Annotated in this window: 18 protein-coding genes; 15 read left to right on the top strand and 3 right to left on the bottom strand. The window is 68.3% G+C overall.

Annotated features, from left to right (window positions below; translation table 11 throughout):
- Nucleotides 1-184: 184 nt before the first annotated feature.
- From AB0D53_RS28020 to AB0D53_RS27990, 7 genes are all read left to right on the top strand, one after another.
- Nucleotides 185-3,643, top strand: coding sequence for a helicase-related protein (locus AB0D53_RS28020; protein ID WP_362451506.1), 3,459 nt, complete (start codon nucleotides 185-187; stop codon nucleotides 3,641-3,643).
- Nucleotides 3,643-5,541 carry a hypothetical protein gene (locus AB0D53_RS28015; protein WP_362451504.1) on the top strand — a complete coding sequence of 633 codons (1,899 nt, stop codon included), beginning with the start codon at nucleotides 3,643-3,645 and terminating at the stop codon, nucleotides 5,539-5,541. Before AB0D53_RS28020 ends, AB0D53_RS28015 begins: the two co-directional genes overlap by 1 nt.
- Before the next feature lie 100 nt (nucleotides 5,542-5,641).
- On the top strand, nucleotides 5,642-7,186 hold the full coding sequence (locus tag AB0D53_RS28010) for a hypothetical protein (RefSeq protein ID WP_362451502.1): 1,545 nt from the start codon (nucleotides 5,642-5,644) through the stop codon (nucleotides 7,184-7,186).
- A 168-nt stretch (nucleotides 7,187-7,354) separates the two neighbouring features.
- Complete coding sequence (locus AB0D53_RS28005) at nucleotides 7,355-8,830, top strand: ATP-binding protein (protein ID WP_362451500.1); 1,476 nt, start codon at nucleotides 7,355-7,357, stop codon at nucleotides 8,828-8,830.
- Between the two features lie 61 nt (nucleotides 8,831-8,891).
- On the top strand, nucleotides 8,892-11,675 hold the full coding sequence (locus AB0D53_RS28000; protein ID WP_362451498.1) for a Z1 domain-containing protein: 2,784 nt from the start codon (nucleotides 8,892-8,894) through the stop codon (nucleotides 11,673-11,675).
- Nucleotides 11,672-12,682 (top strand): PD-(D/E)XK motif protein, encoded by a 1,011-nt coding sequence (locus AB0D53_RS27995; protein ID WP_362451496.1) that lies wholly within the window; start codon nucleotides 11,672-11,674, stop codon nucleotides 12,680-12,682. The genes AB0D53_RS28000 and AB0D53_RS27995 overlap by 4 nt, the downstream gene beginning before the upstream one ends.
- On the top strand, nucleotides 12,675-14,684 hold the full coding sequence (locus tag AB0D53_RS27990) for an AIPR family protein (RefSeq protein WP_362451494.1): 2,010 nt from the start codon (nucleotides 12,675-12,677) through the stop codon (nucleotides 14,682-14,684). Before AB0D53_RS27995 ends, AB0D53_RS27990 begins: the two co-directional genes overlap by 8 nt.
- A 20-nt stretch (nucleotides 14,685-14,704) precedes the next feature.
- Here the strand turns inward: AB0D53_RS27990 and AB0D53_RS27985 are convergent, their stop codons facing one another.
- Nucleotides 14,705-14,893: an AbrB/MazE/SpoVT family DNA-binding domain-containing protein gene (locus AB0D53_RS27985; protein ID WP_037655330.1), complete on the bottom strand. Its 189-nt coding sequence runs from the start codon at nucleotides 14,891-14,893 to the stop codon at nucleotides 14,705-14,707.
- Nucleotides 14,894-14,948: 55 nt separating this feature from the next.
- Between AB0D53_RS27985 and AB0D53_RS27980 the strand changes: the two genes are divergently transcribed.
- The gene (locus AB0D53_RS27980) at nucleotides 14,949-15,443 is read left to right on the top strand and encodes a very short patch repair endonuclease (protein ID WP_362451491.1); all 495 of its coding nucleotides are present in this window, start codon (nucleotides 14,949-14,951) and stop codon (nucleotides 15,441-15,443) included.
- On the opposite strand, the gene dcm is transcribed toward AB0D53_RS27980, so the two are convergent.
- Nucleotides 15,358-17,340: a DNA (cytosine-5-)-methyltransferase gene (dcm, locus tag AB0D53_RS27975; protein ID WP_362451489.1), complete on the bottom strand. Its 1,983-nt coding sequence runs from the start codon at nucleotides 17,338-17,340 to the stop codon at nucleotides 15,358-15,360. The genes AB0D53_RS27980 and dcm overlap by 86 nt on opposite strands.
- A 567-nt stretch (nucleotides 17,341-17,907) precedes the next feature.
- Here dcm and AB0D53_RS27970 point away from each other — a divergent pair.
- Nucleotides 17,908-18,843, top strand: coding sequence for a DUF5655 domain-containing protein (locus AB0D53_RS27970; RefSeq protein ID WP_362451487.1), 936 nt, complete (start codon nucleotides 17,908-17,910; stop codon nucleotides 18,841-18,843).
- Nucleotides 18,844-18,941: 98 nt separating this feature from the next.
- Here the strand turns inward: AB0D53_RS27970 and AB0D53_RS27965 are convergent, their stop codons facing one another.
- Nucleotides 18,942-19,688, bottom strand: coding sequence for a site-specific DNA-methyltransferase (locus tag AB0D53_RS27965; RefSeq protein ID WP_362451485.1), 747 nt, complete (start codon nucleotides 19,686-19,688; stop codon nucleotides 18,942-18,944).
- 576 nt (nucleotides 19,689-20,264) lie between these two features.
- Between AB0D53_RS27965 and AB0D53_RS27960 the strand changes: the two genes are divergently transcribed.
- The 6 genes from AB0D53_RS27960 (at nucleotide 20,265) to AB0D53_RS27935 (ending at nucleotide 25,971) form a co-directional block, all read left to right on the top strand.
- Nucleotides 20,265-21,410: a C40 family peptidase gene (locus tag AB0D53_RS27960; protein ID WP_362451483.1), complete on the top strand. Its 1,146-nt coding sequence runs from the start codon at nucleotides 20,265-20,267 to the stop codon at nucleotides 21,408-21,410.
- Between the two features lie 84 nt (nucleotides 21,411-21,494).
- Complete coding sequence (locus AB0D53_RS27955) at nucleotides 21,495-21,803, top strand: DUF6112 family protein (protein ID WP_362451481.1); 309 nt, start codon at nucleotides 21,495-21,497, stop codon at nucleotides 21,801-21,803.
- Nucleotides 21,803-22,483 (top strand): hypothetical protein, encoded by a 681-nt coding sequence (locus AB0D53_RS27950; protein ID WP_362451477.1) that lies wholly within the window; start codon nucleotides 21,803-21,805, stop codon nucleotides 22,481-22,483. The genes AB0D53_RS27955 and AB0D53_RS27950 overlap by 1 nt, the downstream gene beginning before the upstream one ends.
- Nucleotides 22,484-22,510: 27 nt before the next feature.
- The gene (locus AB0D53_RS27945; RefSeq protein ID WP_362451475.1) at nucleotides 22,511-23,878 is read left to right on the top strand and encodes an ATP-binding protein; all 1,368 of its coding nucleotides are present in this window, start codon (nucleotides 22,511-22,513) and stop codon (nucleotides 23,876-23,878) included.
- Nucleotides 23,879-24,014: 136 nt separating this feature from the next.
- On the top strand, nucleotides 24,015-25,481 hold the full coding sequence (locus AB0D53_RS27940; protein ID WP_362451473.1) for an SCO6880 family protein: 1,467 nt from the start codon (nucleotides 24,015-24,017) through the stop codon (nucleotides 25,479-25,481).
- 37 nt (nucleotides 25,482-25,518) lie between these two features.
- Nucleotides 25,519-25,971 (top strand): DUF6238 family protein, encoded by a 453-nt coding sequence (locus AB0D53_RS27935; protein ID WP_362451471.1) that lies wholly within the window; start codon nucleotides 25,519-25,521, stop codon nucleotides 25,969-25,971.
- Nucleotides 25,972-25,989 lie beyond the last annotated feature (18 nt).

Below are 25,989 nucleotides of genomic sequence, written 5' to 3'. Positions count from 1 at the left end.
GAGTTCCCGTGGACACCCCTGTCCTGCGGGCCGGTTCGGCATGTTCACCATCCCCGGCACGCGCATCGGAGCCGATTCGGCTCCCCCGTCGCCAGTTCCCGAGCGACGGCACCTGCCTCGTCAGGTCCTCTTACGGCCCCTCCCCCATTCCGGCGGCACACGCCCGGCCTCTTGGGGAGACGCCGTGACCACTCCCCCGTTCGAGCCGAGTGTCGCCCAGCAGACAGCGCTCGTCGAGCACCTCGTGAGCGCGGTGGTCAGCGACGCGACGGGAGAGGCCCAAGGCGACGTGTGCCTGGGCGAACCTCCCAGTGCCCGCTACTTCATGGAAAGCCTCGGCCCCCACACCGTCGAGCCGGGCGGCGCCGCTCCACGGTACGGACGGACCACTCCGGACAGCCTCGGGTTCGAGTTCGAAGCCGAGAACGCCAGCTCCGTCACGGTCAAGGCCAAAGCCTCGTTCTACTACTCGGCACTGCCGACCCGCGTCCAGCAGCTGGAGTGGGCCGGCGAGCGCGAGGAGCCGTACCGGCTGGCTCCGTTGTTCAAGCGACTTGGTGTGACGGTCGGGCCGGTGGAGATCGTCCTGGGGCACGAGGCCGGTCTGCGGCAGACCCTGGAAGCCGAGTTCCGGCACGCCTTCGCGGAGGCCGTCGAGCTGGCTCTCCGCGACCCGCGGATCGACCGCCGCGTCGGGAGCGACCGCCGAGAGCGACTGGTCCCTCCTGCTGCGATGAAGGATGACGAGGCCTTCGAACAGTGGCTGGCTCGGGAGGTGGGCGGGGACCCCGTGGTGCCGTCCCCCGGCGCGCACGTCGTCGTCACGTCGAGGCCGGTCGCCTCCGGTCGGCTCCGTGTGACGGCGACACTCCAGAACCTCGCCAAAGACCCCGTCGTGACCGTCCAAGGTCGGGGTAGCAACGCCGGCCGTACACGCCGTGACGAGGCCAGGGACAACGCCCTGTTCCGCGCGGGCCTGGAAGTCGAGGGCGACCGTCTGCTGCCGATCACGATGGACCTCGGCGCCGACGCCTATCGCTACTCCGGGGAGCTCGGGGCGTACGCGAACAACTGCGGTGTCGAGCCGCGGTGGCATGACGGGCAACTCGTGGCTGTGCGCAGTGTGCCCGTTCCACAGCACGACACCCACCGCGCCGTGGCCCGGACCGACGAACGATGGGGATACGCGGCGCTCGCGGCCGACCCGCTTCCGGTTCTCGACGACCTCGCCGACAAGATGGAGGCGTACCTGGACTCGCCGGCCTGGAGCACAGCGGACCTCCAGGACAGGCCCGGACTGGCCGATCGGAAGGAGGACGACCGACGGGCCGCCGCACTTGAGGTCTCGCGGTTCCGCGACGGCATCGCGTGGTTGCGACGGGACAGGCGCCTGCTGGTTGCGTTCCAGCTCGCCAACGAATCCATGACGGAGCTCAACCAGCGTCGGAAGCGGCCGAGTCAGGGATGGCGGCTGTTCCAGCTCGTGGCCATCGTCAGCCAGCTCGGCGCCCTGGCCTGGCGGGAGCACCCGCAGCACCTCTTCTCCCCCGGACTCTGGGGTGACGACCAGGGCGTGGACCCGACCGAGGCGGCCACCGTCGTCTGGTACCCGACCGGAGGCGGCAAGACCGAGGCGTACCTCGGACTGGTGCTGGTGTGCATGTTCTACGACCGCGCCAGAGGCAAGACTGTCGGCGTCTCGGCTTGGTGCCGCTTCCCCCTCAGGCTACTCACCCTGCAGCAGACACAGCGGCAACTCGACGTCGTCGCTGCCGCGGACATCGTCCGGGACCGGAACGCCGACAGGCTCAAGGAGATCGGCGGTGACCCCGGGTGGCCGTTCTTCATCGGGTTCTACGCCGGCGGCGGCAACACGCCGAACTCCCTGACCGCCGACCGCACGCTCGACCGCCTTCGGTCGAGCGAGGCGGAGCGCCACGCGTTCCGGCTGGTGCACGACTGCCCCTACTGCGGTGAGCGGTCGGTGCACATCCCGCCCCCCGATCCCCAGCGCCTCAGGTTGGAACACGTCTGCGGCAACGAACGATGTGGCAAGGTCCTCCCGATCGTCGTGGTGGACACGGAGATCTACCGCTACCTCCCCACCGTCGTGGTCGGCACTCTGGACAAGCTCGCGAACATCGGACTGTCGGACCGGTTCGGCGCGCTCTTCGGGGACGTCGACTGCTGGTGCACTCCCCACGGATTCGGTCGGGGCGGCAAGTGCCACGAGCGTCATGCCCCAGGCCATCCGAAGTCGCCTCCCAAGCCCTTGGGAGGGGCTCCCCTCTACGACCCCTCCCCGTCGTTGGAGATCATCGACGAACTCCACATGGTCAACGAGGAACTCGGTGCGTTCTCGGGGCACTACGAGGGGCTCCTGGCAGAGGTCCAGCGCACGCTGACAGCCCGGCAGCGCCCCGACGGACGGGGGGTCCGGATGAAGGTGATCGCGACCACCGCGACCATCCGCGGCGAGGACCGCCAGAGCGAACACCTCTTCGGCCTGCGGTCGGTGGTGGTTCCTCTTCCCGGCCCCAACCTCGACGAGAGCTTTTACTGGCGTCTCGACCGAGGTCTACCCCTGCGTCGCTTCGTCGGGGTCATGCCGACACGGGGTACGGCGGAGATGACGCTGGTCAGGATCCTGACGTCCGCACACCGGGCTCTGTGGAAGCTCGACCAGCGTCGGGATCTTCCCCCGGCTCTCGAAGCCTGGCCGGAGGAGGAGCTCCGCGCAGTCGTCGACCTGTACCGCACGAGTCTCACGTATGCGACGACCCTCGTGGACTTCGGTCGTATCCGGCGCTCGCTGGACACGCAGGTAAACGAGGCCCTGCGTAGGGAGGGGTTCAGGGATCTCCGTGTAGCCGAGCTGAAAGGCGAGACACGCCTGGACGAGGTGCGTGGTGTCCTGGACGACCTGGGCAGCACCAACGGCAGCACGGGCATGGTCGTCGCAACGAGCATGGTCAGCCACGGGGTCGACGTGGACCGGTTGAACCTCATGCTGTTCAACGGAATGCCCAGGTCCATGGCCGAGTACATCCAGGCGTCGTCGCGGGTCGGCCGTGCGTACCACGGCCTCGTGTTCATGCTGTTCAACCCGGTGAGGGAACGGGACCGGTCGCACTACCGGTACCACAGCAAGTTCCACGAGTACCTGGACCGGATGGTCGAGCCGGTGGCCATCAACCGCTGGAGCCGGTTCGCCGTGCGCAGGACCCTCCCCGGGATACTGATGGGCCACCTCCTCCAGATCGCCAACCGGGACTGGTGGCGAGCGGGTAACGCGCCAGGGCACCTGCACGACCTCTCGAAGATGCAGGCCGCGCTCCGTGATCCTTCGATCGGAGGGCTCGAGGGCGTACAACTCACCGAACTGCTGGAGGCACTTCACACGGTCTTCCAGTCGGATCGCCCGGAGGGCCAGGAGCTCCACAGTGATCTCGAGGACATGGTGGAGCATGCACTGGCCAGCCTCCGCTCCGCCGGGACCTCTGCCGACCTCTCCGGCGGCAACAACCGCGGGTACCGCGCCACAGGCGACTACCTGGGCCTCGAATACCGGCCCATGACAAGCCTCCGGGATGTCTCCGAGGGCATCCCGTTCCACATCGTGTCCGACGGCAGGAGGTCGTGATGGCGTTCAACCCGAGGAACGACGACATGGCCCGCGACCGGGGCCAGGTCCTCTACCGGTACCGCCCCGGTCAGACCTTCGACCACCGCGGCGGCTACACCGCCCAGGTGGTGCAGTTCGGACGGGACGAGGAGTTCGACGGCCCCTCGCTCGACCGCGAGCACTTGGTCCAAGAGGCCATGCGGTTCGTGCGCAGGTGGCGGGCCGCCGGCCGCGCGTTCGCCGCCGGCTCCGACCGGGCACCCGAGTTTCCCGGAGACGAGGACCGGCTCGCCGATCGCCACTACGAGGTCGTGGTCCCCGGCAAGGTCTTCTGCCGTATCTGGCCTCGGGTGGTGCGCTGTGCCAGCGGAAGGTGCGGACACGTCTGGTCGGCCAGTGACCCCCGGCCGGGGACAGACGACTGGCCGCCGGCCTGCCCCGTGTGCGGCAACGCCGTCGGCAACCGGCAGCTCCAGTTCGTGTTCGCACACAGGTGCGGCGAGATGTCGCCCATGTACCCGCCGAGCAAGTGCCCGAGGGGACACACCCGGTTCAGGCTGGACGACCGTGCGAGTCGATTCCGTGACTTCCGCTGGGAGTGCATGACATGCGGCTTCCCGCTGGGTGTGCAGTGGAGCTGCAGCAACTCGTCCTGCAGCTACCCGGACAAGTTCATGCATCCCCTGCTCCACACGGCGGGAACAGCGCATGTCGGCCAAGGCCTGACGCTCGTGAACGTGACCACAACCGAAGAGGCCACCCGCCAGGGCAACCCCCTGTACACGGCCGCCGTCCTCGGCTGGTGGCTCGGTGAGATCACCGAGGAGGAGTTCCGGCGGCTCACGGACGGGCACACCGTGAACGTCCCCGACGAGGTCATCGAGAGCATCCGTGTGATGGAGGAGGCCGGTCTGCACGACCAGGCACGTGCACTGCGGGCGCGCTTCATGCCCGTCGAGGTGGACCATCTGAGGGAGCGGGTGGGCAAGGCTCTCGGACTCGACACCGAGAGCGACGACGCCCGCGGGCTCGCAGCCGAGCTGCACACCTACCGTCGGGTCCTCAACCTGGAGCGCCTGGGCGTCCCCCGCCTCCAGCGGGAGGCACGCAACGCCGAGCGCCGCGCTCTCTACGAGCGCTATCCCGAGGTCCTTGCGGCTGCCGGCCTCGGCCGGGACACCTGTCTGGTGAGCGATCTCCCGATCACCTACCTCGCGATCGGCTACAGCCGGACGGGTTTCAGCCCCGAGGAGGCGGATCTCGTGCCCTACCGAGGGCGCACCTCACGGGGCACCCCTGAGAAGACCCTGCTCTACGCGCACCCAACACAGGCGGAGGCACTGCTCTTCCCGGTGGACAGGGAACGGGTGAGCCGGTGGTTGGTCCGCAACGAGCTCGTGAGTCGACGCGCCCTCGACGACGTCGGCGGCGTCGCCCAGTGGCTGGTGCACCAGCTCGGGCCGAGCGACGGCAAGGCCCTCTCCCACGAGACCCGCCCGACACCGGGGCATCCCGACCTGCCCGTCCACGAGCTGTTCGGTCTGCTCCACTCCCTGTCGCATCAGCTCCTGCGGGCGCTGGCAGTTGACAGTGGCTACAGCGAGACCAGCCTCTCCGAGTACCTGTTCCCGTACGACCTGGCCTTCGCCATCTATCCCAACGGCGGAAGCGAGTTCAGCCTCGGTGCCATGCGGACCGTACTCGAGCAGAACCTCGACGCGGTCGTGAGCCGGGCCGTCGACAACGACTCCTGTCTGTACGACCCCAACTGCATGATCACGAACGAGGGTGCGGACCACGGTTGCCTCCAGCTCCCCGAGACGGCCTGTCAGTCCTGGAACCGGAACCTCTCCCGCTGGCACCTGTTCGGTTCCCCGGACGGCTCGAAAATCGGGTACTGGGACCCCACCCTGTGACTGCCCGGTGGGGAGGGCCCGCGCTCTGCCCTCCCCACCACCGGCCCCGCCAGACGCCGCAGGGCCCTTCGAACACCGATCGTCCACAAGTGGAGCCTGCGTGAAACCCGAACTGGACCTGCTGGACACCATCGCCAGCGCTCGTGACCAGGTCCGCTCACTACGTGGCTGGAACTCCGGACCGGAGCGGATCTACGACCTTCTCCGGACGGCGACGAAATTCCGCGCGATGGAGATCAGTGCAGGAATGATGACGGATCTGCCGTGGGAAAGCGTCCTCGCTCAGCTCGTCGTCTGGCACCACGACTATCCCGTCAGCACTGGTACGTGCTCGGAGAAGGACGCAACGGAGATCGTCCTTGCCGCGGCGGCGGCCCAGCGGCTGGACCTGGTGGAGACCGGCGTGCGGAGCGGTGCCTATCAGGTACGGATGACCAGGGGAAACTTCCGGATGCGCCACCGCTGGAACGCATCGGCCGAGGTAGCCGACATGTTCCTCGAACGCGACGCACGTCCCACACGGCTACCGGAGCTGTCCGAGACGGAGCGCCGATGGATCTCCGCTCGGCCTGTCGACTCCCGGACCAGCCCGCCACCAGAGGTCCTGCGCGCTGCCGTCCAGCGCGCCTCCACGACGATCGAGGCATACCGGCAGTCGGTGCCCGAAGGACAGGTGCCTGATTCCTTTCCCCTGGGTGAGGGGATGACCGCCGGCGACATGATCAGCGTCCTGGCCGTGATCATGGGGCTCGCCTCCCTGTGCGAGCAGACAGCGCACAGGCTCTCCCGGCTGGAGACGACGCTCTTCCACCTGACAGACACCCGGCTGATGGCCGTCCTCGCGGAGATGTGCCCGGACGTCTCGGAGGCTCATCAGGCTCTGGTGGTGGAAAGACTCACTTACCGGACCGGGCGCGCGTGCAGGACCTCCCCGCTTATCCGACACGGCGATGTCCTCATCGTCTGCCCGCCCCTCGTGACTCCGAGGGCCGTGGACCCGATCATGCTTCGCTCGGCCGCCCATGCCTCCCGGGGATTCGGTCGCATAGGTAGGGAACAGGGCGAGCGCGCAGCGGCGTGGGCTGCCTGGCTGCGCACGACACCCGGCACCTCGGTCGCGGAACGAGTGCCGGTGGTCAGGACCGACGGCAGGTCTGCTGGTGATCTGGACGTGGTCGTCGTGGACCCGGGCAGGCGTCTCGGTCTGTGCCTCGAGATCAAGTGGCCGATCGAAGCACTCTCCCTGCATGAGGTCATGAAGGTCGAAAACTGGGTCACCTCCGCAGCCCAGCAGCTGGACCGTGTGAGGGGAGAACTACGGGCGGGCACGGCCACGGCCGAGCTGCCGGCCGACTGGCCACCGTTCGACGCGATCGACTGGACCTGGTGTGTCGGCACACCCCAACAACTCGGTCTTCGCCCTCTCCCGGCGCCGGACATGCACGCCACCTCTCTCCGCTACGTACATGCCCTGGGAACCCCGCCCGACCTCGACACCTTGGTGACAGCCCTGACGCGACCCGACCTCCCCACCGAGGGATTGCACTACAACGTGGTGAAGAGAACGTTTCCCGTGGGTCGGTGCCAAGTGCACATGGACGCGCTCCAGGTGTCGCCGGTCGGTTGGCAACCACGGTTCCGGTAGGACGGCGCCGCCGCCCTGTCGCCTCATGAGCCGAAGCCCCCTTCCTCAGCACGCGGAGAGGCGTATGGAACGTTCACACCCCAACTCGACTACCCATCCAGGGCCCGAACGGCATACGTGGATAATCGCAACCAGTATCAGAAACCGGAAACAGGCTGGACATTCGGCGTGACGTACGACATAGCAGCTCCGGAGCCGGCGGGCATGGTCGCCTCGCTCAGTTCGCTCGGGTACTCCCTGCCTGCCGCCATCGCGGATCTCGTGGACAACAGCATCTCCGCGGGGGCGTCCACGATCGACGTCGAGTTCACCTGGGCCGGGCAGGATTCCTGGATCGCCGTTGCCGACGACGGTGCTGGGATGACAGCCAGCGAGCTCGTGACCGCCATGACCGTGGCCGCGCGAGGCCCTGCGACGCCCCGAAGCGCCACGGACCTGGGGCGCTTCGGCGTCGGCCTCAAGTCGGCCTCGTTCTCACAGGCCCGGCAGCTCACCGTCGCCACCGCCACCACCGGCGAATGGCACGTGCGCACGTGGGACCTCGACGTCGTCGAGAGGACGGGCGAGTGGCGGCTGCTACGCGGCGCGGACGAGACGACCAGCGAGTTGCTCGACAGGATCCGGGGTGAGGCGAACCACGGCACGGTCGTGTTGTGGCGGCGCCTCAACGGCTACCACGTCGACGCGGTGACGGTGGAGGACGAGCGGACCCAGAAGCAGTTCTACGCGGAGGCCGCCCGCACGGAGTCCCATCTGGGGATGGTCTTCGCGCGGTTCCTCACCGGAGGCCGGCGCCGCAACCTCCGGGTGTCCGGTACCGCCGTCGAGCCATGGGACCCCTTCCTGTCCCGCCACCCGTCCGTACAACCGCTTCCCGTCGAGCGCCTGCCGCTGGGATCGGGTTCCGTACGGGTGGAGGCGTTCGTCCTCCCCAGCGCGCAGAGGCTCGCCCCGGACGAGTACGAGAAGGCCGGCGGCCCGCGTGGCTGGCTCGACCAGCAGGGGTTCTACGTGTACCGCCGGGACCGTCTGATCCTTGCGGGCGACTGGCTCGGACAGCGCGGACTACGCCGCGAGGAGAAGTACAACCTGGCACGGATCGCCGTGGACATCCCCGCCGAGACGGACGTCGAGTGGGGGGTCGACGTCCGGAAGTCCAGCGTCGTCCCGCCGGTCGCCCTGCGTTCCCACCTCCGTCGCATCGCCCTGCAGGCCCGGAGAAGGGCCGCCGACGTGCTGCGGTACCGCGGGCAGATCGCGGCGCGCACGCATGGGGATCCGCTCCTCTACGCCTGGAACGTCCGTCGTGTCGACGACCGGGTCACCTGCAGGGTCAACCGGGGGCACCCCCTGGTGAAGGCAGCTCTGCGTCCTGGCGGTGCGAGCTCGGATGACGTGCGTGCCCTGATCCGTCTGCTCGAGGAGACCGTGCCGGTCACCGCCCTCCGCGTGATGCACGAGACGGACACCAGCGACGATCCCGAGCCCTTCGGAGGCTCCGGGCCGGCCGATGCCGGAGCGACAGAGGTTGCGCAGCGGATCTACGAGGCGATGGTCTCCGATGGCCGTTCGCCCTCCGCCGCCCGTGAACGTCTGCGGCACATGCCGCCCTTCGACCAGATGCAGGGCTTCTGGAGCGGGTGACCCGCTGTCAGAGGTCGCCTTTAGCCTGCCCGATACCACTCCCGCAAACCGGAGGTCCGCTGTGAGTATCACCCCTGAGGAATCCGACGAGTCCCTGGCCAGGGCACGTCGCCTGGTGCTCGCGATGTTCTCCCAGGACCGCCAGCCTTCCCCCGAGGAAGTACAGACCGCGGTCACGGTCATCTTCGGGATGCTGGCCGGCCAGGGCGAGGTAGTGGACCGGGAACAGTTGGCCAAGGAGATCGAGGCCATGACGGCCGTTTTCCAGGAGGGTTCCTCCGGGTTGGAAAGCGACACGGACCACAAGCCCTGGCTGCCGGAGGCCAAGAACGACCGCGAGTGGGATTTCTGGGAGCGCTACCGCCGCTACCTCGAGGATGTCAAGAACCTGCCTCCGCTCGTCGTACGTCGCTTGGACCAGAGCACTGACGAGGTGCTGAGCCAGCTTGAGGACCCACGTCGAGAAGGTTCATGGCGCCGCACAGGGCTGGTGATCGGGCAGGTCCAGTCGGGCAAGACGGGACAGTACATCGGGCTAGCCTCGAAGGCAGTGGATGCCGGGTATCAGCTCGTGGTGATTCTCGCCGGCATCCACAACGATCTGCGGAGCCAGACACAACTACGTGTGGACGAGGGTCTTCTCGGTTTCGACTCCCAACATCAGCAGCGTTCCAACGAGGCGGGGAAGTCCAGTCGCATGGGCGCGGGGCGGATGCCTGGCAAGAGGCTGGTCATCGCGTCACCGACCAACAGTTCCGAAAAGGGTGACTTCGGGCGCCAGACGGCGAGCGCATTCAACTCGGTTCACCTTGGGCACTTCCCGGTTGTGCTCGTGGTGAAGAAGCACTGGAAGATCCTCGAGTACCTGCGTAACTGGGTGACGGACGTCCAAGGAACGGAGGACGAAACGGGCCGCAAGGTCGTACGTGACATCCCTCTGTTCGTCATCGACGACGAGGCCGACAACGCCACGATCAACACCAAGCGTGACCCCGAGGCGGACCCGACCAAGACCAACGGTGCGATCCGCGAGCTGATGAGGAGCTTCGAGAAGTCGGCATACGTCGGGTACACCGCAACGCCGTTCGCCAACATCTACATCGATCCCGACGTCGAACACGCCACCTTCGGCTCCGACCTGTTCCCCGAGAGCTTCATTCGCACACTCCCCTCACCGTCCAACTACCTCGGTCCGGAACGCGTCTTCGGGCTCCAGGTCGACAGTGACGACGAGGACGACATCGCTCCGCTGCCGCTCGTGCGCTCCGTCGACGATGCGGAGAGTTGGATCCCCACCAAGCACAAGTCCTCGTTCGTTCCCTCCGACAACCTTCCGGAGTCCCTGCGCGAGTCGATCGCCTCGTTCGTTCTGGCCTCCGCCGCTCGGAGAGCGCGGGGGCAGGTGCGGGTGCACAACTCCATGCTCGTACACGTCACCCGCTTCACCGCGGTCCAGGGGATCGTGCGTGACCAGGTGGATGACCACCTGCGACTCCTCGTGGACTCGCTCCGTGACCGTTATGGGCAGGCTGCTGGGCGTATGGCGGAGTTCCAGGCTCTCTGGGAGCGCGACTTCGTCCCCACCACGGAGCACTTCCCTGTGGACGAGACCGAGCCTGTCACGTGGGACGAGGTGTCTAGCCAGCTCCTGCCAGCACTGCGCAAGGTCGTCGTCAAGACGGTGAACGGTGCCTCGCGCGACGCGCTCGACTACTACGATCACCGCAGGAACGGTCTCTCGGTCATCGCGATCGGTGGCCAGAAGTTGTCCCGAGGGCTGACGCTGGAGGGCTTGACTGTCAGCTACTACCTGCGCACGTCGAGCACGTACGACACCCTCCTCCAGATGGGGCGGTGGTTCGGGTACCGACCGGGCCACGAGGACCTGTGCCGCCTGTACACCACCCCCGACCTTCAGGCGAAGTACGTCGAGGTGACCGCCGCCACCGACGAACTGCGCCGTGAGGTCGAAGAGATGGCGGCACTCAACCTCACGCCGAGGGACTTCGGGTTGAAGGTTCGTGCTTCCTCGCTCGGACTCACGATCACAGCCCCCAACAAGATGCGTCAGGGGACGCCTGTAAAGCTCAGCTACTCCGGAGAAGGGCCCGAGACGACGCTCTTCAACTTTTCGCAGAGGGCGAGGGAACACAACCTCAAGACACTCGAGGACTTCGTCCGGCGTCTCGACGGGTTCACGGCGGGCAGGGCAGAGGTTCCCGGCGGAACAGTGAAGTGGAGCGGTGTGCCCCGCGAGGCGGTCTCCGACTTCCTCTCGGGCTACGTGACGGACGGGGTGGCCCGGAGGGTCCGCCCGCGGTTCATCGCGAAATACATCGATCAATGCGCGAGGGTAGACGAGTTGGCGGAGTGGACGGTGTGCCTGATCGGCAAGTCGACGGCGAAACCCCACGACGTCGCGGGCCATGGGGTGGGGCCCGTGACCCGGACTCCGCTGAACGACCCGGGGTACAAGACTGATGGCCGGTACATCATCCGCCGAGTGGTAAGCCCTCGGGACGAGCAGATCGGCCTCGACCCGGCCCAGGTAGATGCCGCCCTCGAGGCAACACGGCTGGTCGCGAAGAAGAAGGGCAGGGAGAAGGTCCCGGAATCGCCCTCCGGTGAGCAGCTGCGCTTCAAGCGCCGGCCGGACCAAGCGCTGCTCCTGATCTACGTGATCGAACCGAAGGGGGCGGAAAGCGAGAGGCAGCTTCCGTTGGTGGGGTTCCAGGTGAACTTCCCTCTCTCCGAGCACCAGTCGGACACGGAGTACGTCGTCAACAGCATCTGGAAGCAGGAAGGGCTTGACGACGCCTTCGACGACGAGGAGGACGGCGAGTGACCGTCACCGAGGCCGAGTGGCGCGACCTGGAGGCACCCCAGGACGCCCCCGGACGGTCCCGCATCCGCCTGCATCCTGACGCCCCGTTGGACGTCTTCCTGTCAGTCTCCCACCCGGCACAGCGGCGGATGCTCGTGCTCAGGACCGACGCCCGCTCCGCGGACCACATCGTGCGATCGGTGACCCGGCTGCCCAGCGCGGCTGGCCTGGAGATGAACCTGAGCGCCGTGTCGCGTCTCGAGTACGAGCTCCAGGTGGTCCTCACCGCGGACGAGCTCCGCGAGGTGTTCAACCCCCTCGTCACCGACGTCGCCGACACGGTGAGGGAAGCCCCCGGAGCCGCAGCGGCTCTGACCGCAGCCGTGGAGAGGTTCGAGCGGTGGCAGGACCTCCTGCGCGCCGTGGGCAGGGACGGTCTCGGCCCCGAGGCTCGTCGCGGGCTTGTCGGCGAGCTCCTGCTGCTGCGCGACCGCATCCTGCCCGTCGTCGGGCCGGCCGAGGCCGTAGACTCCTGGGCCGGGCCAAGCGGAGCCAACCAGGACTTCCAGCTACCCGGAGTCGCCGTCGAGACGAAGGCCAGCACCGCCAGGCGTCCCCGCAGCATCCGGATCGCCAGTGAACGCCAGCTGGACGACACGGGAACGCCCGCGCTCCTGTTGTCCCTGGCCATGCTCGACGAACGTCGAGGCGGTTCGGGCGAGAGCCTGAACCGCCTGGTGGACCGGATACGCGAGCAGCTCAGCAGCCCTCTCGTGCGCGCCGCATTCGACGGCCGGCTCGTACAGGCCGGCTACCTCCCGGCACAGCGAGACCTGTACGAAGAGCCTCGGTACACCCTCCGTGACCTGTGCTTCTGGCACGTACGAGAGGATTTCCCGAGAATCGTCGAGGCAGATCTCCCCGAGGGTGTGGGTGACTGCACGTACAACGTGAGCACCTCGGGGCTGGACCAGCACCGCGCCACGACCGACGAGGTGACCGCACTGATCGGGGGAACCCATGCCTGAGCTCGACCTGTCCCAGTACGCCCGCGACCTCGTCGCTGACGTCCAGGCGACAGCCGACGCCGAGAGAACCACCACTCCGGAGGCGTTCACGCGGCGTGTGTTCGAGGACCTGGAGCAGGCCGGCATCGCGTCCAACACGTTCACCGCGTTTCACGGTGCACACGGTCACCTCGTTCACGGCTACGGCATCGGGGACTCCGGGGAGTGCCTCGACCTCTTCGTCACGGACTTCGATCTGGAGCCGCTGGCGTCCAAGCTCACGAAGGGGCAGACCGAAACCGCCTTCAAACGGCTCCTCACGTTCGTCCGTCGGTGCCGGGACGGACTGCGCCAGCACATCGACGAGTCCTTCGACGTCTACGACATGTGCGCGGCGGTGGAGAAGGCGCTCACCGAAGTGCGCAGGATACGACTCTTCCTCCTGAGCAACCGCGTCGGCACCAGCACCGCGGTCCCGCCCACCGACTTCGACGGCCTCCCCGTGACCCACGAGGTGTGGGACCTGGCACGGCTGCACCGCCACGCCACCTCCGGCAGCATCAGCGAACCCATCATCGTCTCGTTCGTCCCACCGTTGCCCTGCGTCGCGGCGTCCAGTAGTGAGCCCGACCACTCGGTGACCATGGCCGTGATCCCCGGGCAGAGGCTCGCCGAGCTCTACGGGGAGTACGGGACGAGGCTCCTCGAACTGAACGTCCGTTCCTTCCTCCAGGCCCGCGGGTCGGTCAACCGTGGCATCCGGGAGACCCTGCTGAACTCCCCCGGCAGGTTCCTGGCGTACAACAACGGCATCACGGCGACCGCTTCGCAGGTCGACTTCGCCTACGACCCGGAAGGCAGGCCCACGGGCATCTCCCGCGTGCACGGGCTCCAGGTCGTGAACGGCGGGCAGACGACAGCCTCCCTGCACTACGCCTCCAGCCGCGACAAGGCGGACCTGTCGCATGTGGCCGTGCAGATGAAACTGACGGAGGTCTCCCCGGAGCGGCTCTCGGAGATCGTCCCGATGATCTCCGAGTACTCGAACACCCAGAACCGCGTGACGTTGGTCGACTTCAGCTCGAACCACGAGTACCACGTGGCCCTACAGCGGATCACCCGCTCCCTGTGGGCGCCGGCGACGGACGGCAGTGGCCAGGAGACCCACTGGTTCTACGAACGGGCGCGCGGCCAGTACACCGACGAGGTGGCCAAGGCCCGGACGCCCGCGAAACAGCGCACGTTCAAGAAGCTCAACCCGACGAAGCAGAAGTTCACCAAGGCGGACCTCGCAAAGTACGCCAACTCCTGGAACCACCTTCCATTCCAGGTCAGCCGTGGCGCGCAGAAGAACTTCGCCGTGTTCATGGACCGCATCGGCGAGGCGCCCCCGCGCGTCGACGTCCAGTACTGCCAACGCGTGATCGCCATGGCCATCCTCTTCAAGGCGATCGACCGCATCGCGGCGAACCACGAGGCCGGCAGCTACAAGAGCATGATCACGACGTACACCATGGCTCGTCTGTCGCTCGCAACAGAGCAGCGCATCGACCTCGACCGGATCTGGCGAGAGCAACGGGTCTCTCCTGCCGTCGATGCGGCGATCGACGACCTCTGTCCCAGGGTGATGCGGGCGGTGACCAGACCGCGCGAAGGCAACCACGTGGGTGAGTGGGCCAAAAAGGCAGTCTGCTGGGACGCCGTCTCCCGCGTGTCGTGGTCCGTGCCTGGTGACCTGGAGGCGGAACTCCGCGATCACCCACTGGACGAGGAGGCTCTCGTAGGAGGCGCGGAAGGCGGCCAAGGAGCCCGCGACGAGGTGGCTTCGATCCCGGCGGACGAGTGGTACGCCGTCGAGCGATGGGCGAAGGAGACGCACAACCTGGATCCCTCGCAGCGCCAGCTGGCGCAGTACGTCGGCAGACGACTCGAACTCGACCAGGAGATCCCCGAGCCACAGGCGGTACAGGCACTGCACGCACGGAACGAGGCGCTGTCGCTCGGGTTCGTCCCCGGTCCATAGGGCTGACTCGTCGTCGGCCTTCAGAGCTCCCCGCGCTCGAGCAGGTCCCTCATGGCGTCCTCGGCGCGGCGGAGCACGATCCGCCCGTCTCCGTCGCTGAAGGCCAGGAGGTCCGCCCCCGGTGCGATGCCCGCCTCCGCGAGCAGGCCGATGGGGAGCTCGACCCGGCCGTGGTCGTCGACACGGAGTTCTGCAGGTTCACGAAGCATGGGACGAGTGTGGCACCCTCGCACTCGTAGGCCGACGACGGGCTGGGGCTGAGGTATGGCAGCACGTGAGGAGACCACGGGCGCGGAGTGGGTCAGCACCGAGCTGAGCGGCCATCTGCGTGGTCGGCGCGTCCGCGACACGAAGCCGGAGGTGGCCCTCCGGCGTGCCGTACACCGGCTCGGCCTCCGGTTCCGTCTACAGCGCAAGGTGGCTGCCCGATGCACGGCGGACTTCGTCCTGCCCAGGTACAACGTGGCGGTGTTCGTCGACGGGTGCTTCTGGCACGGATGTCCTGTGCACGGCCCGAAGACGTTCCGCGGCCCGAACGCCTCCCTGTGGGAAGCGAAGATCGAGACCAACAAGGAGCGCGACCGCCGGAACACCGCAGCAGCCGAGGGCGCCGGCTGGACCGTCGTCCGTGTCTGGGAGTGCGAGATCAGGGCGGACGTCGGGCGCGCTGCGCTCAGCGTCGCCCGGCAGTGCGCCCAGGCTCGCGAGCCTGGGCCGGCACCGTCTCCCGTCCGTGGGTCCCGGTCAACGCATCCGTGAACAGGTCGCCCGAGACGCTCTCCCTGGCGACGCAGTACTTGCTCAGGGGGCACAGCTCGCAGAGCGGCTCCTTGGCCCGGCACAAGCTGCTTCCGATGAGCCGCAGCGCCGCCATGCGCAGAGGCGCGTCCTCGCCAGCTCCGACGAGCTTCACCAAGTCCACTCGACCGTCGCTGAGCCTGTTCGTGCGATCCGAATCGCTACCGTGCAGACGGGCGGCGACGCGCAGCGCCCCCTGCCCGATCCACAGGAGATCCTCGCCGACCAGCAGCCGGTAGACCGTCGCCTCAGCCGGCTTCAGCTTCAGCTGCTCGCCGACCTTCTCCTCGTCGCCCCAGACACTCGACTTGCCGACCACCGCGGCTAGCCGGGCGACCCGCGCCTTCGCCGCCTCGGAGGGTGCCGCCGCAGTGAGTGCCTCGAGCGCGGCCTTGCTCAGGGACGTCCGCCCCCGCACGACCTCGACCATCGCCGCCAGCTGCGCGGGCTGGATCCGGGTCCCGGACAGTATGGCCACGACGGCGGCCTGCAAGCCTGACATCTGCTCGCCCGGAAGCTGGTACCAGTCCTCCGACTCACGCCGTCCTTCAGCCCAGGCGGTCAGATCCCTTCGCACCGTGCGCCAGTGCGGCTGGAGTCCACCCTCGCTCGGTCGCTCGTCACCCACGGGCAGCAGCGCCTCCGCCGCAGCCTCGCCAAGAAGGGGAGGCACAGCGTTACCGATCTGACGGAAGGCGTCACTGCGCGTGCCGGCGAATCGGAACTTGTCCGGGAAGGTCTGCACCCGCGCGGCCTCGCGCACGGTGAGGGTGCGCGGCTGATCCTGGTCGGGGTGGATGTACCAGTAGCCGTCCTTGGCGATGTGTGCGGTGATCGACCTGCTGAGGTCCGCCCAGTCGAGCTTCTTGTACTTGTCCGTGAAGTGATCGGCCTTGTAGCGCTGCAGTTCCGGGGTGATCTCCGAGTACAGGGTCTTGGAGTCCATGCTGGAGAAGATCTCCGCGTCGTCCTCCCGGACCCGTCGGGTCATGTGGTCCCATACCCGGTCCTTGCGCGCCCACTTACGCATGTCCTGAGCGAACCTGGAGAGCTCGGACGGCTCGTCGTACGGGAGTTCGCGCTGCCCGACACGCTCGGTGGGTACGACAGGCAGCACCGGAAGGTCACCGATGGCGTCACGCAGTGTGGTCCGCTGATCGTGCTCCAGCTCCTGCCGCCACGAGAAGCGCTCCACGTCGTTCCTCGCGAGCAGGATCAGTCGCTTCCTGTGCTGCGGAACACCGTACTTCCACGCATCGACCAGGCGGACCTGCGTCGCGTAGCCGAGGCCCTCCAGCTGCTCCTCGATGGTGCGCACCACGAAGAAGTCGTCGCCGAGACCCATGTCCGGCACGTTCTCCATGAGGACCGCACGCGGCCGGAGGCGCTTCACGACGTCGAGGTAGGCGCTCCACAGTTCCTTGCGGCGATCATGAGGATCGCGGCCATGATGCTCCACGAGGCTGCGGATCTTACTCCGGCCAGCCCTGCTGAACGGCTGGCACGGCGGGCCGCCGGCCACCAGATCGATCTTGGCCGGCGCCAGCATCTCGACGAGCCTGTCACGCTCGTCAGGATTACCCAGGTCCATATGGAGGCTCATGCCCGGGAAGTTCGCGGCGTGCGTCTGGAGCGCCCGCTCGTCGAAGTCGACCGCGGCTGCGACCGTCCACCCGGCTCGCTCCAGTCCGAGGCTCAGTCCACCAGCTCCGGAGAAGAGGTCGACGGCCAAGCGCTTGCCAGCACCGAAGCCACCGAGCCACCTGTCGAAGTTCTCGGGCTTGCAGCTGTACCTGTGACGCTTGAGCTCCAGGTAGTCGCTTCGCTCCAGAGGCACCCCATAGTGCTGCCTGCGCACTGCGCCAACCTCCATCGGACGAGAAGAACGAGCACCAGGAGATCACACAACCTCTGGCAAGATCAAGAATCCGGCGTCTACCTCGGAAAACAAGATCGATCGACGCCCCAGGCGCCCCGAGAATATTACGCGGCACCCACCCCTGTGACCGAAAGCAGCCCCCAGCAACTCCAGAGAGGGTCAATCATACGGACAAACACTGACAAGATCACTAGGAGCCCTGGTATCCATGCCACCCCGCAGACGGACATCGCTCGCGGCAGCACAGACACCGGAGCTCATGCCATTGCCGCGTCCGCGGCATCGGATTCCGCCCCGAGGTGCTGCCCGGATCCTGCGGTTGGCCGATCCAATGGTCGAGCTGGAAGACCCCCGAACGTTCGGGGAATCCGGAGGAGTACGAACACCGACACAAGCCAGGATTTTCAGGCCACTGATTGGCGCCCGCCCCTGGCACGGGCGTACCGGCCCGGGGACTGGGCAAACCGCCCCTGCCGCTGCCCGACGTCGGAATAACCAGAGCCTCCCGTTGATTGGTCTCTGCAGAGATCAGGGGAGGGGGTGCTGGTGGCCGAGCTGTTGTTGTTCCGACGGGACGCGGACGGGCGGGATGTCGAGCTGTCTGGTTCGACAGTGGCGCTGGAGGTGGAGCTGCAGCGGCGGGTGGAGGCTGGTCTGGAGCAGATGCTGGGCATCCGGTTCGTGGCGTCGGAGTATGCGACCGGTCCGTGGCATCGGGGGCGGATCGACACCCTGGGGTTGGACGAGAACGGGTTCCCGGTGGTGATCGAGTTCAAGAAGGGCTCTGACAGCGGGGTGCTGTCGCAGGCCGTTTCCTATCTGTCGTGGCTGGAGTTGGCGCGCCACGAGTTCGAGGCGCTCGTTCGGAAGGTGCTGGGCGTGGAGGCTGCCGAGTCGATCGACTGGCGTCGTCCGCGGATGGTCTGCATCGCGGCCGGGTTCTCGCACCACGACCGTGTGGCGGTGCAGCGGTTGCCCGAGCGGATCGACCTGGTGCGCTATCGGGTGTTCGAGGGCGGCCTGCTGAGTCTGCTGCTCGTCGATTCCTCGCCCGGCTCGCCGAGCGCCGCTTCGTCCCGACGGAATCAGGGGCGGGACACGGTGGTCACCCGCGCGTCGAAGGTTCCGGCGGCTTCTGCGCCGATGGGTGCCGGTCTCGTTCCCGAGTGCCTGCGGGACCTGTACAGGGAGCTGGACGAGGCACTGACCGCGTGGGGCGAGGTCGAGGTCGCGGTCTTGCGGCACTACATCGCCTACCGGCGGCTGGTGAACGTCGCGTCGGTGATCTTCCGTCCGAAGCACGAGGCGATCCTGGTGTACCTCAGACTCGACCCGGACTCGGTCGAGTTGGAGGAGGGCTTCACCCGGGACATGCGCGGCATCGGGCACCTCGGGACCGGCGACCTGGAGGTGCGCCTAGTGTCGGCGGCCGACCTGGAGAAGGCCGCGCCGCTGATCCGGCGGGCGTTCGAGGCGGCCTGACGCAACGGGAAGGGCGGCTGGTGCATCCGTAACTCGATGCACCAGCCGCCCTTCGGCGTCTGCGGCCCACCGGCCCCGGGCTCTCTCTGCTCTCATGATCACGCCTCCGGTCCGGCCAGGTCGAAGTCGTCCTTCGTCAGCTCGGCACGCAGCCGCTGCTCGGCGACGTCGGCGTAGTGCGCGGACAGCTCAATGCCCATGAAGCGGCGTCCCTCGCGCAAGGCCGCGACGCCTGTGGAGCCGCTGCCGGCGAACGGGTCGAGGACGGTGCCGCCCTCGGGGCAGACCTGCACGAGCTGCTGCATGATCTCGACGGGCTTCTGGGTGATGTGGACCCGGCCCTTGCGGGGCTGGGAGGCGATGTAGTGGCCGGGCAGGTAGAGGTCGCGGGTGTTGTCGAGGGATCCCTTGACGCCCCAGATGATGAACTCGGAGTCCTGCCTCGGCCCGCCCTTGCGGGGGCGGCTGGCGGGCTTGATCCACGGGATGGTGCCACTCCAGGTCCAGCCGGCCATCTGGAGGGCGTCGGTCGTGGTCGGTTCCTGACGCCAGTCGGAGAAGACCATGGCCACCGCGTGCTCGGTGGAGGCGCGGTACGACTCGGTGAGCAGCTCGGTCAGCCAGGAGCGGTAAGAGCGCTGATCGCGGTTCTCGCCGGGGAAGTTGGCGAGGTCGTGGGCCGAGTTGCCGGTGACGTACTTGGCACGCGCGGTACGTCCGGTGCGTTCCGAACTGGTGCGTCCACCGGAGTTGTACGGGGGGTCGGTGATCACCGCGTTAACGCTCTCGTCCGGGAGGGACTTCAGGACGGTCAGGGCATCGCCTCGGTGCAGCGTGTAAGTCATGGGGGCCTCTTTCAGGACATAGCGGGTCCGCTCCTGCTCCGGGCAGCGCTCAACGGCGTTCCTCCGGAGCAGGGTTGTGCCGGAGGTTAGCGGCGGTCTCCGGCCGCACCTAACGAGGCGGGCCGGACCGAGGGCCCGGGTGCGGGGGTCGTTTGGTGCGGCCGGAATCCCGGTCTACTGTCTCGCCGTGTCGCCGGGCAGGAGCCTCACTCCACCCCAGTTGACCTGTGCTTATCCGTGTTGTCTCGTCCAATCGAGCAGCGTCGGCGGCACGTTGCCCATCTGTCCGCGAGCGTCGTGAGGGGGTCCCGGTGTGCTGCCTGAGATTACGAGCGCGGCTGGCTGCCGCGCGTGACCTGAAACCGGCGTCCGGGAGCTACCGACTCTTCTGACCCGGGCCCGCCCGAGCGGCGGATGCACATCGGCGCGGTGCCGGCGGCTTTGCACGAGAAGTCGGCACCGCGCCTCCTACGAACGTCGAGGAGCCGCTGCGATGCAGCATGCCCTGATACACCCGTGCCCCGACCCACCGCGGTCACCTGGCCGACACCAACGTCTCGGTGAACGGCGGCGGCGATGAAGAAGACCACCGGAGCCCTCGTCGGTCTCTGCGCAACCGGCCCGCTGCTGCTGGCCATTCCGATCCTCGCCATCGGCGCCGGAACCGCCTCGGCCTCCTGCTCGACCGGCGGCGCACAGGCGGTGGATGCAGGGGCGGTCGCCAAGCAGGTGAAGGCCATCCTGCACGGCGGCGACAAGGGCAAGGTCTCCGTGCCGGGCCTGGACGACCCGTCCGAGCAGGTGCCCAACGCCAAGACGATCCAGGCCACCGGCGTCGCGATGAACATCCCGGCCCGTGGACAGGTCGTGGCCCTTGCGACCGCCCTGCAGGAGAGCGGCCTTCGGAATCTGACCTACGGCGACCGCGACAGCCTGGGCCTGTTCCAGCAGCGGCCGTCGCAGGGCTGGGGTACGGCGAACGAGATCCTCGACCCGGTGCACGCCAGCACCAAGTTCTACGAGGGGCTCAAGAAGGTGTCCGGCTGGCAGTCCCTGTCCGTCACCCAGGCCGCCCAGGCTGTGCAGAAGTCGGGCTTCCCCGAGGCGTACGCCAAGTGGGAGCCGCTGGCCACCGCCCTGCAGAAGGCCATCGAGCCCCTGCTGCCGAAGGCCGGCGCCCCGTCGCCGAGTCCTTCGTCTTCCGGCTCGGCCGGAACCGGCAGCTCCTCGCCCGAGGACGCGGGTGGCTGTTCGGCGGACGGTGACGGGACGGACTTCGGCACCATCCCGGCCGGCGCTCTGCCCGACGAGTACAAGATCCCCGCCAACGCGTCGCGAGAGGTGCAGACGGCGATCCGGTGGGCGCTCGGGCAGCTCGGCACGCCCTACCAGTGGGGCGGGACCTGCAAGAACTCCCACGGCAAGGACGCAATGGGCCGGTGCGACTGCTCCTCCCTGATGCAGCAGGCGTACAAGGCAGCCGGGGTGCCCCTGACGCGGACCACGTACACGCAGGTCAAGGACGGCAAAGCCGTGTCCATCGGCGCCCTTCGGCCGGGTGACCTCGTGTTCACGGAGGGGACGGCCGCCGTGCCCGAGCACGTCGGGATGGTCATCGGGCAGGGCCTGATCGTCCATGCCCCGCACACCGGCGACGTGGTCCGCATCGCGACCCTCGCCTCCTGGAAACCGCGCATTCTCGCGGCTCGCCGAGTCGTCTGACCGGCGCTTCCTCTCCCCGCTCTTTCTCTCAACGCCGCTTCGCCCGTGCGGGCTTTGGCGTGCCATAAATCGAACTGGAGTTCCATGTTTCTCGCCGAGCAGGTCATACAGCTCGCCTACGATCCCGGGATCAAGCCGAACGAGGGTGGCCTGCCGGGTCTGTCCGTCCTCAAGCAGGTGATGGGCTCGATCAACCTCTTCGGTCTCGTGGCCGTGGTCGGCGCCCTCGCCGTCAGCGCGGGCGTGTGGGCCTGGGGCCACCACTCCGGCGGCCACCAGGCGGAGGCGAACGGGAAGAAGGGCGTGCTGGTCAGCGCCGGCGCGGCCCTTCTTCTGGGCGCGGCGAACGGCGTGGTGGCGTTCTTCAGCACGCTCGGGACGCAGGTCCACTGATGGCTCAGCACTCCCCCCATCCCGGCGGCGCATCGCGCGTGCGCCGCCGGGCGCTGCTCGGCGCCGTCGTCCTGGTGGTGCTCGTCGCCCTCGCCGGCCTGGCCGCCTATCTCACTCGCGACGGCAGGAGCCCCTCGAAAACCCCGGCTCCACCGCCGAGTTCGCCCGTGGCTTCCTCCTCGCCCGCGGCACCAGCCGGCCCGCATACCCGGCCCCGTGCTCTTCCTGTCCCGCCGAAGACCCACGACCCGATCACGTACGGGAAGGCAGCCGCCGCTGCGCTGTGGTCCTACGACACCCGTGCGTACTCGCAGGCCGGGCTGCGGAAGGCGCTGCACGGGTGGTTGACGACGGAGTCGAAGTACGCCGACCCGGCCTCGGTCGACAAGGTCGTCCCTTCGCGCGCGCTGTGGAAGGAGATGGCCGCCAACGGCCAGTTCGCCACCGTCAAGGTGCACGAGGGGCACTTCCCGAACGCCTTCACCCAGGCCCTGCAGGAGGACCCTGGGGCGATCACCGAGGCGTACGTGTACGCGGTCACCGTCTCCGGCAAGCAGTCGATCGCCTGGAAGGGCTCGCGCGCCGGCGGCGCGGAGAGCCGGTCCGCCACCCTCGCGGTCCAGTGCCGGCCCAATCATCCCTGCGCCCTGGTCGGCGTCATGCCGTCCGTCGCTCCCTGACCCCTTCCACAGAAAGGAGGTACTGCCATGGGAGTCTGTGACTTCCCTCTGATGGACAAGGTCTGCGGCACCGTTGATTTCGTCAGCAACCCGTCCGGAGCAGTGACCGACGGCATCGGCGCATGGCTCGCGAAGTCAGCGGGTGAACTGGCGGCGACCGCTACGGATCTCGCTTCCGATGCTGTCGATATGACCACTGCCATCGACCTCGACGCCAAGTGGTTCCGGGACAACTACGAGTTGCTGCTTCCCATCGGGCTCGCCCTGACCGTGGGAACCTTCTGCATTCAGCTGATGACCGCGGCGTGGAGGCGGGACGAACGCGCCCTCGCCCAGGCCGCCATCGGCACCATGATCGGTGTCCTCTTCAGCTTCTGCGCCATCGCTTTCACGTCCGTCGCCATCACCGTCGTCGACGCGTTGTCGGACGGCTTGTTCCAGGCCGCGAACAGTTCCGTGGACGATGCGGTCCGCCGCATTGTCAAGGTCAACATGCTTGGTGCGCTGTACCCGATGGGCTGGGCCGTCCCAGTCCTGATCGCTGTCGGCTGCGCAGTGGGCGCCTTCCTCTACTGGGGTGTCATGGTCGCCCGCAAGGTCGGCATCCTCATCCTCGTCACGCTCGCCGTCTTCGCCGGGGCCGGCGGCGGCTGGGAGGTCGCGAAGAAGTGGCGACGCGGCTGGATCGAGGCCACCGCCACCCTGATCGTCTCCAAACTGCTGATGACCGTCGTCTTCCTGATCGGCGTCTCCGCTCTCGGCAAGACGGAGACCACCGACGGCATGACCGCGCTCTCCGACGCGATGGCCGGGATCGTCGTGATGGTCCTGGTTCTGCTCTGCCCTTACGCGACGTACAAGTTCGTCCACTGGGCGTCCGACGGCGGTGGGCAGGACGACCTGCACCGCACCGGCGTCGCCGGCATGGCGGTCGCCGTCGGGGCGGCGAAGACCGCGGGCTCCCTGGCGATGCAGGCCGGTACCGGGGCCCCCGCTCCGCAGGGCCCGAACAAGGTCCCCGGCGCGGGCACCGATGGTGTTGCCTCCGGTATCAACCCCTCCGGCGGCACCCTCAGCAAGGAGGGCATCGACGCCGGGCCGCCCAAGCAGCAGACCCGATTCCGGTACGGCGAGGATCCGAACGCCACCGGTGACAAGGGCCGGGCCCTGATCCAGCGGCCCGGGATCCCACCGCTCATCACGCGCCCCGGCGAGGGCGAAGCGGAGGGGTCTTCCGAGGTAACCGTCCAGGGCGGCTCCGGACATCTGGCGGGCACGTCAGCACCGGGCAGCAGGCCGGCCCCTGTACCGCCGGTCGACCCCGGGCCCTCGGCCGCCGGTTCTCCGACGCCGACGACCTGGGTGTTCCCCACCCAGCCGCCTAGGGGTTCGTGACCCACCACACCCCGGGGGCGGGCCGTACTCCTCGGCCCGCCCCCGCCTCACCCGACCAGCAGGAAGGTTCCGTGATGGCATCCAGAAGATCGCCGCACTCTCTGCCCTCCGTCCGTCCTCACCGTCTGGAACCCCCTTGTCCGGCAAGCACCAGGCCCCCTCGGCCACCGTGAAGTTCCCCCACCGCAGCAGGCGCGGCATCCTGCTCGGCCTGACCGCCCCGCAACTGATCGTCGCCGGACTCACCGGCCTTCTCCTCCTCGCCGTGGTCCTGGCACGCGGCGTGGTCGGCGCCCTCCAGCTCATCCCGCTGTGGGCCGTCATCGCCCTCCTCGTCTTCGTCCGCCACCGAGGCCGTGCCCTGGCGGACTGGGCTCCGATCGTCACCCGCTACGTTCTGCGCCGGATGCGAGGCCAGCTCGTCTGGCTCACCCGCCCTTCCCGCCGACCGACCCGCGAAGGACTGCTCCACCTGCCCGGTACCGCCGCGAGCCTGCGCGTGGCCACCGCGCCGGACGGCCGCTACGGGGCGGTCCACGACCCGCACAGCGGCACGCTGACCGCCGTGGTGAAGGTGTCCTCCCGCGCCTACGCGCTGCTCGACCCAGGTACCCAGCAGGCCAACGTCGATGGCTGGGGACGCGCTCTGGCCGCTCTCGCCCGTACCGGGCATGTCGCCCGCATCCAGGTGATCGAGCGCACGGTCCCGGACTCCGGTGACGCCCTGCGCCGTTACTGGGAAGAGCACGGGCAGCCGCACGCCGCCACGGCGGGGCCGATCTACAGCGAGCTGATCCAGAGCGCGGGCCCGGCAGCCGCGCCGCACGAGGCGTACGTCGCGGTGTCGCTGGACACCAAGGCGGCACGGCGCCTGATCAATCAGGCCGGCGGCGGGCTGACCGGGGCTTTCAGTGTTCTGGCGCAGCTCACGTCCACCTTCGATCAGGCCGCGCGGACCGCCGGTCTGAATCCGGCCGGCTGGCTCACCGCCCGGGAGATCGCGGCGGTCGTGCGCACCGCGTACGACCCCAAGGCCCTTGCGCCGCTGGATCGTTGGTCGGCCGACGGCCGTCCCGAGGCCGATCCTGCCGCCGCCGGGCCCGTCGTGGTCGTCGAGAAGGCGGACCACATCGTGACCGACTCGGCCGTCCACGCCACGTACTGGGTGGAGAACTGGCCCAGGACCGAGACGTCGGCCGGGTTCCTGCACCAGCTCCTGTTCACCGGCGGGGTCCGGCGCACGTTGTCGCTCTCCTACGAGCCGAAGGGCCTGGACGCCGCGCTGCGCGATGTCCAGCGTAAGAAGGCCAGTGTGATCGCCGATGCCGCCGAGCGCGCCCGGCGCGGCCAGGTCGACTCCGAGGCGGACTCAGTCGAGTACCAGGACATCAAGTCCCGCGAGCGCCAGCTCATCGCCGGGCACGCTGATGTCGCGCTGACCGGGCTGCTGACCGTCTCGGCCGACTCCGAGGACGAACTCCGTACCGCGTGCGCGGTCGTGGAGACCGCCGCGGTCGGGGCCCAGCTCGACGTTCGGCCGCTGACCTGGCAGCAGGCCGAGGCGTTCACCGCCGCCGCCCTGCCGCTCGCGCTCGCCGCCTGACGCCGGCCTTTTCCTCACCTTCCGAAAGAGCCCCCTCATGTCCCGCACCGCCAGCTCGACCGCGCAGGACTTCGTGCCCTTCGCCACCGCCGCGCTCGACTTCCACCGCGCGCTCAACATCCCGGGCGGCCCGCTGGTCAGCACCCGTGCCGAGTTGGACTCCCTGCACGCGCACCTCGTCGCGGTGCACGGGCTGCTCGACGCCCACGCCATCCGCACTGGTCGGCTCGTTCCGGCCGAGGGCGAGCAGCTCCGTGCCGCCCGCACCCGCATCTGGCAGGCCGCCGAGCACCTCCACGCCGCCTACCACGCGGCGCCCCGGCCGGACTCGGGCGAGGTGCCCGAGCGCGAGGCATGCCGGGCGGGCCTTCCCGAGGGGGCCCCGGAGCTGACCATCTGCCAGCGCCACCAGCGCACCGCGCACCTGGTGCGCCGGCGCACCACCCCGGCCGACCTGCACGCGCCGTTCACCGGCCTCGTGCGCCGCTGACCCGTATCCAGTCTGGAG

It is taken from the genome of Streptomyces sp. NPDC048295 (assembly GCF_040652135.1).
Taxonomy (GTDB): Bacteria; Actinomycetota; Actinomycetes; order Streptomycetales; family Streptomycetaceae; genus Streptomyces.
Note: the sequence above shows the minus strand (reverse complement) of the source record. Positions and strands in the feature narration are given on the sequence as shown.

Excerpts from the sequence above, each read along its gene's own strand:
- AB0D53_RS28015 (WP_362451504.1), top strand. The coding sequence starts at position 3,643 with ATGGCGTTCAACCCGAGGAACGACGACATGGCCCGCGACCGGGGCCAG.
- AB0D53_RS27990 (WP_362451494.1), top strand. The coding sequence starts at position 12,675 with ATGCCTGAGCTCGACCTGTCCCAGTACGCCCGCGACCTCGTCGCTGAC.
- AB0D53_RS27985 (WP_037655330.1), bottom strand. The coding sequence starts at position 14,893 with ATGCTTCGTGAACCTGCAGAACTCCGTGTCGACGACCACGGCCGGGTC.
- AB0D53_RS27980 (WP_362451491.1), top strand. The coding sequence starts at position 14,949 with ATGGCAGCACGTGAGGAGACCACGGGCGCGGAGTGGGTCAGCACCGAG.
- AB0D53_RS27965 (WP_362451485.1), bottom strand. The coding sequence starts at position 19,688 with ATGACTTACACGCTGCACCGAGGCGATGCCCTGACCGTCCTGAAGTCC.
- AB0D53_RS27960 (WP_362451483.1), top strand. The coding sequence starts at position 20,265 with ATGAAGAAGACCACCGGAGCCCTCGTCGGTCTCTGCGCAACCGGCCCG.
- AB0D53_RS27955 (WP_362451481.1), top strand. The coding sequence starts at position 21,495 with ATGTTTCTCGCCGAGCAGGTCATACAGCTCGCCTACGATCCCGGGATC.
- AB0D53_RS27950 (WP_362451477.1), top strand. The coding sequence starts at position 21,803 with ATGGCTCAGCACTCCCCCCATCCCGGCGGCGCATCGCGCGTGCGCCGC.
- AB0D53_RS27945 (WP_362451475.1), top strand. The coding sequence starts at position 22,511 with ATGGGAGTCTGTGACTTCCCTCTGATGGACAAGGTCTGCGGCACCGTT.
- AB0D53_RS27935 (WP_362451471.1), top strand. The coding sequence starts at position 25,519 with ATGTCCCGCACCGCCAGCTCGACCGCGCAGGACTTCGTGCCCTTCGCC.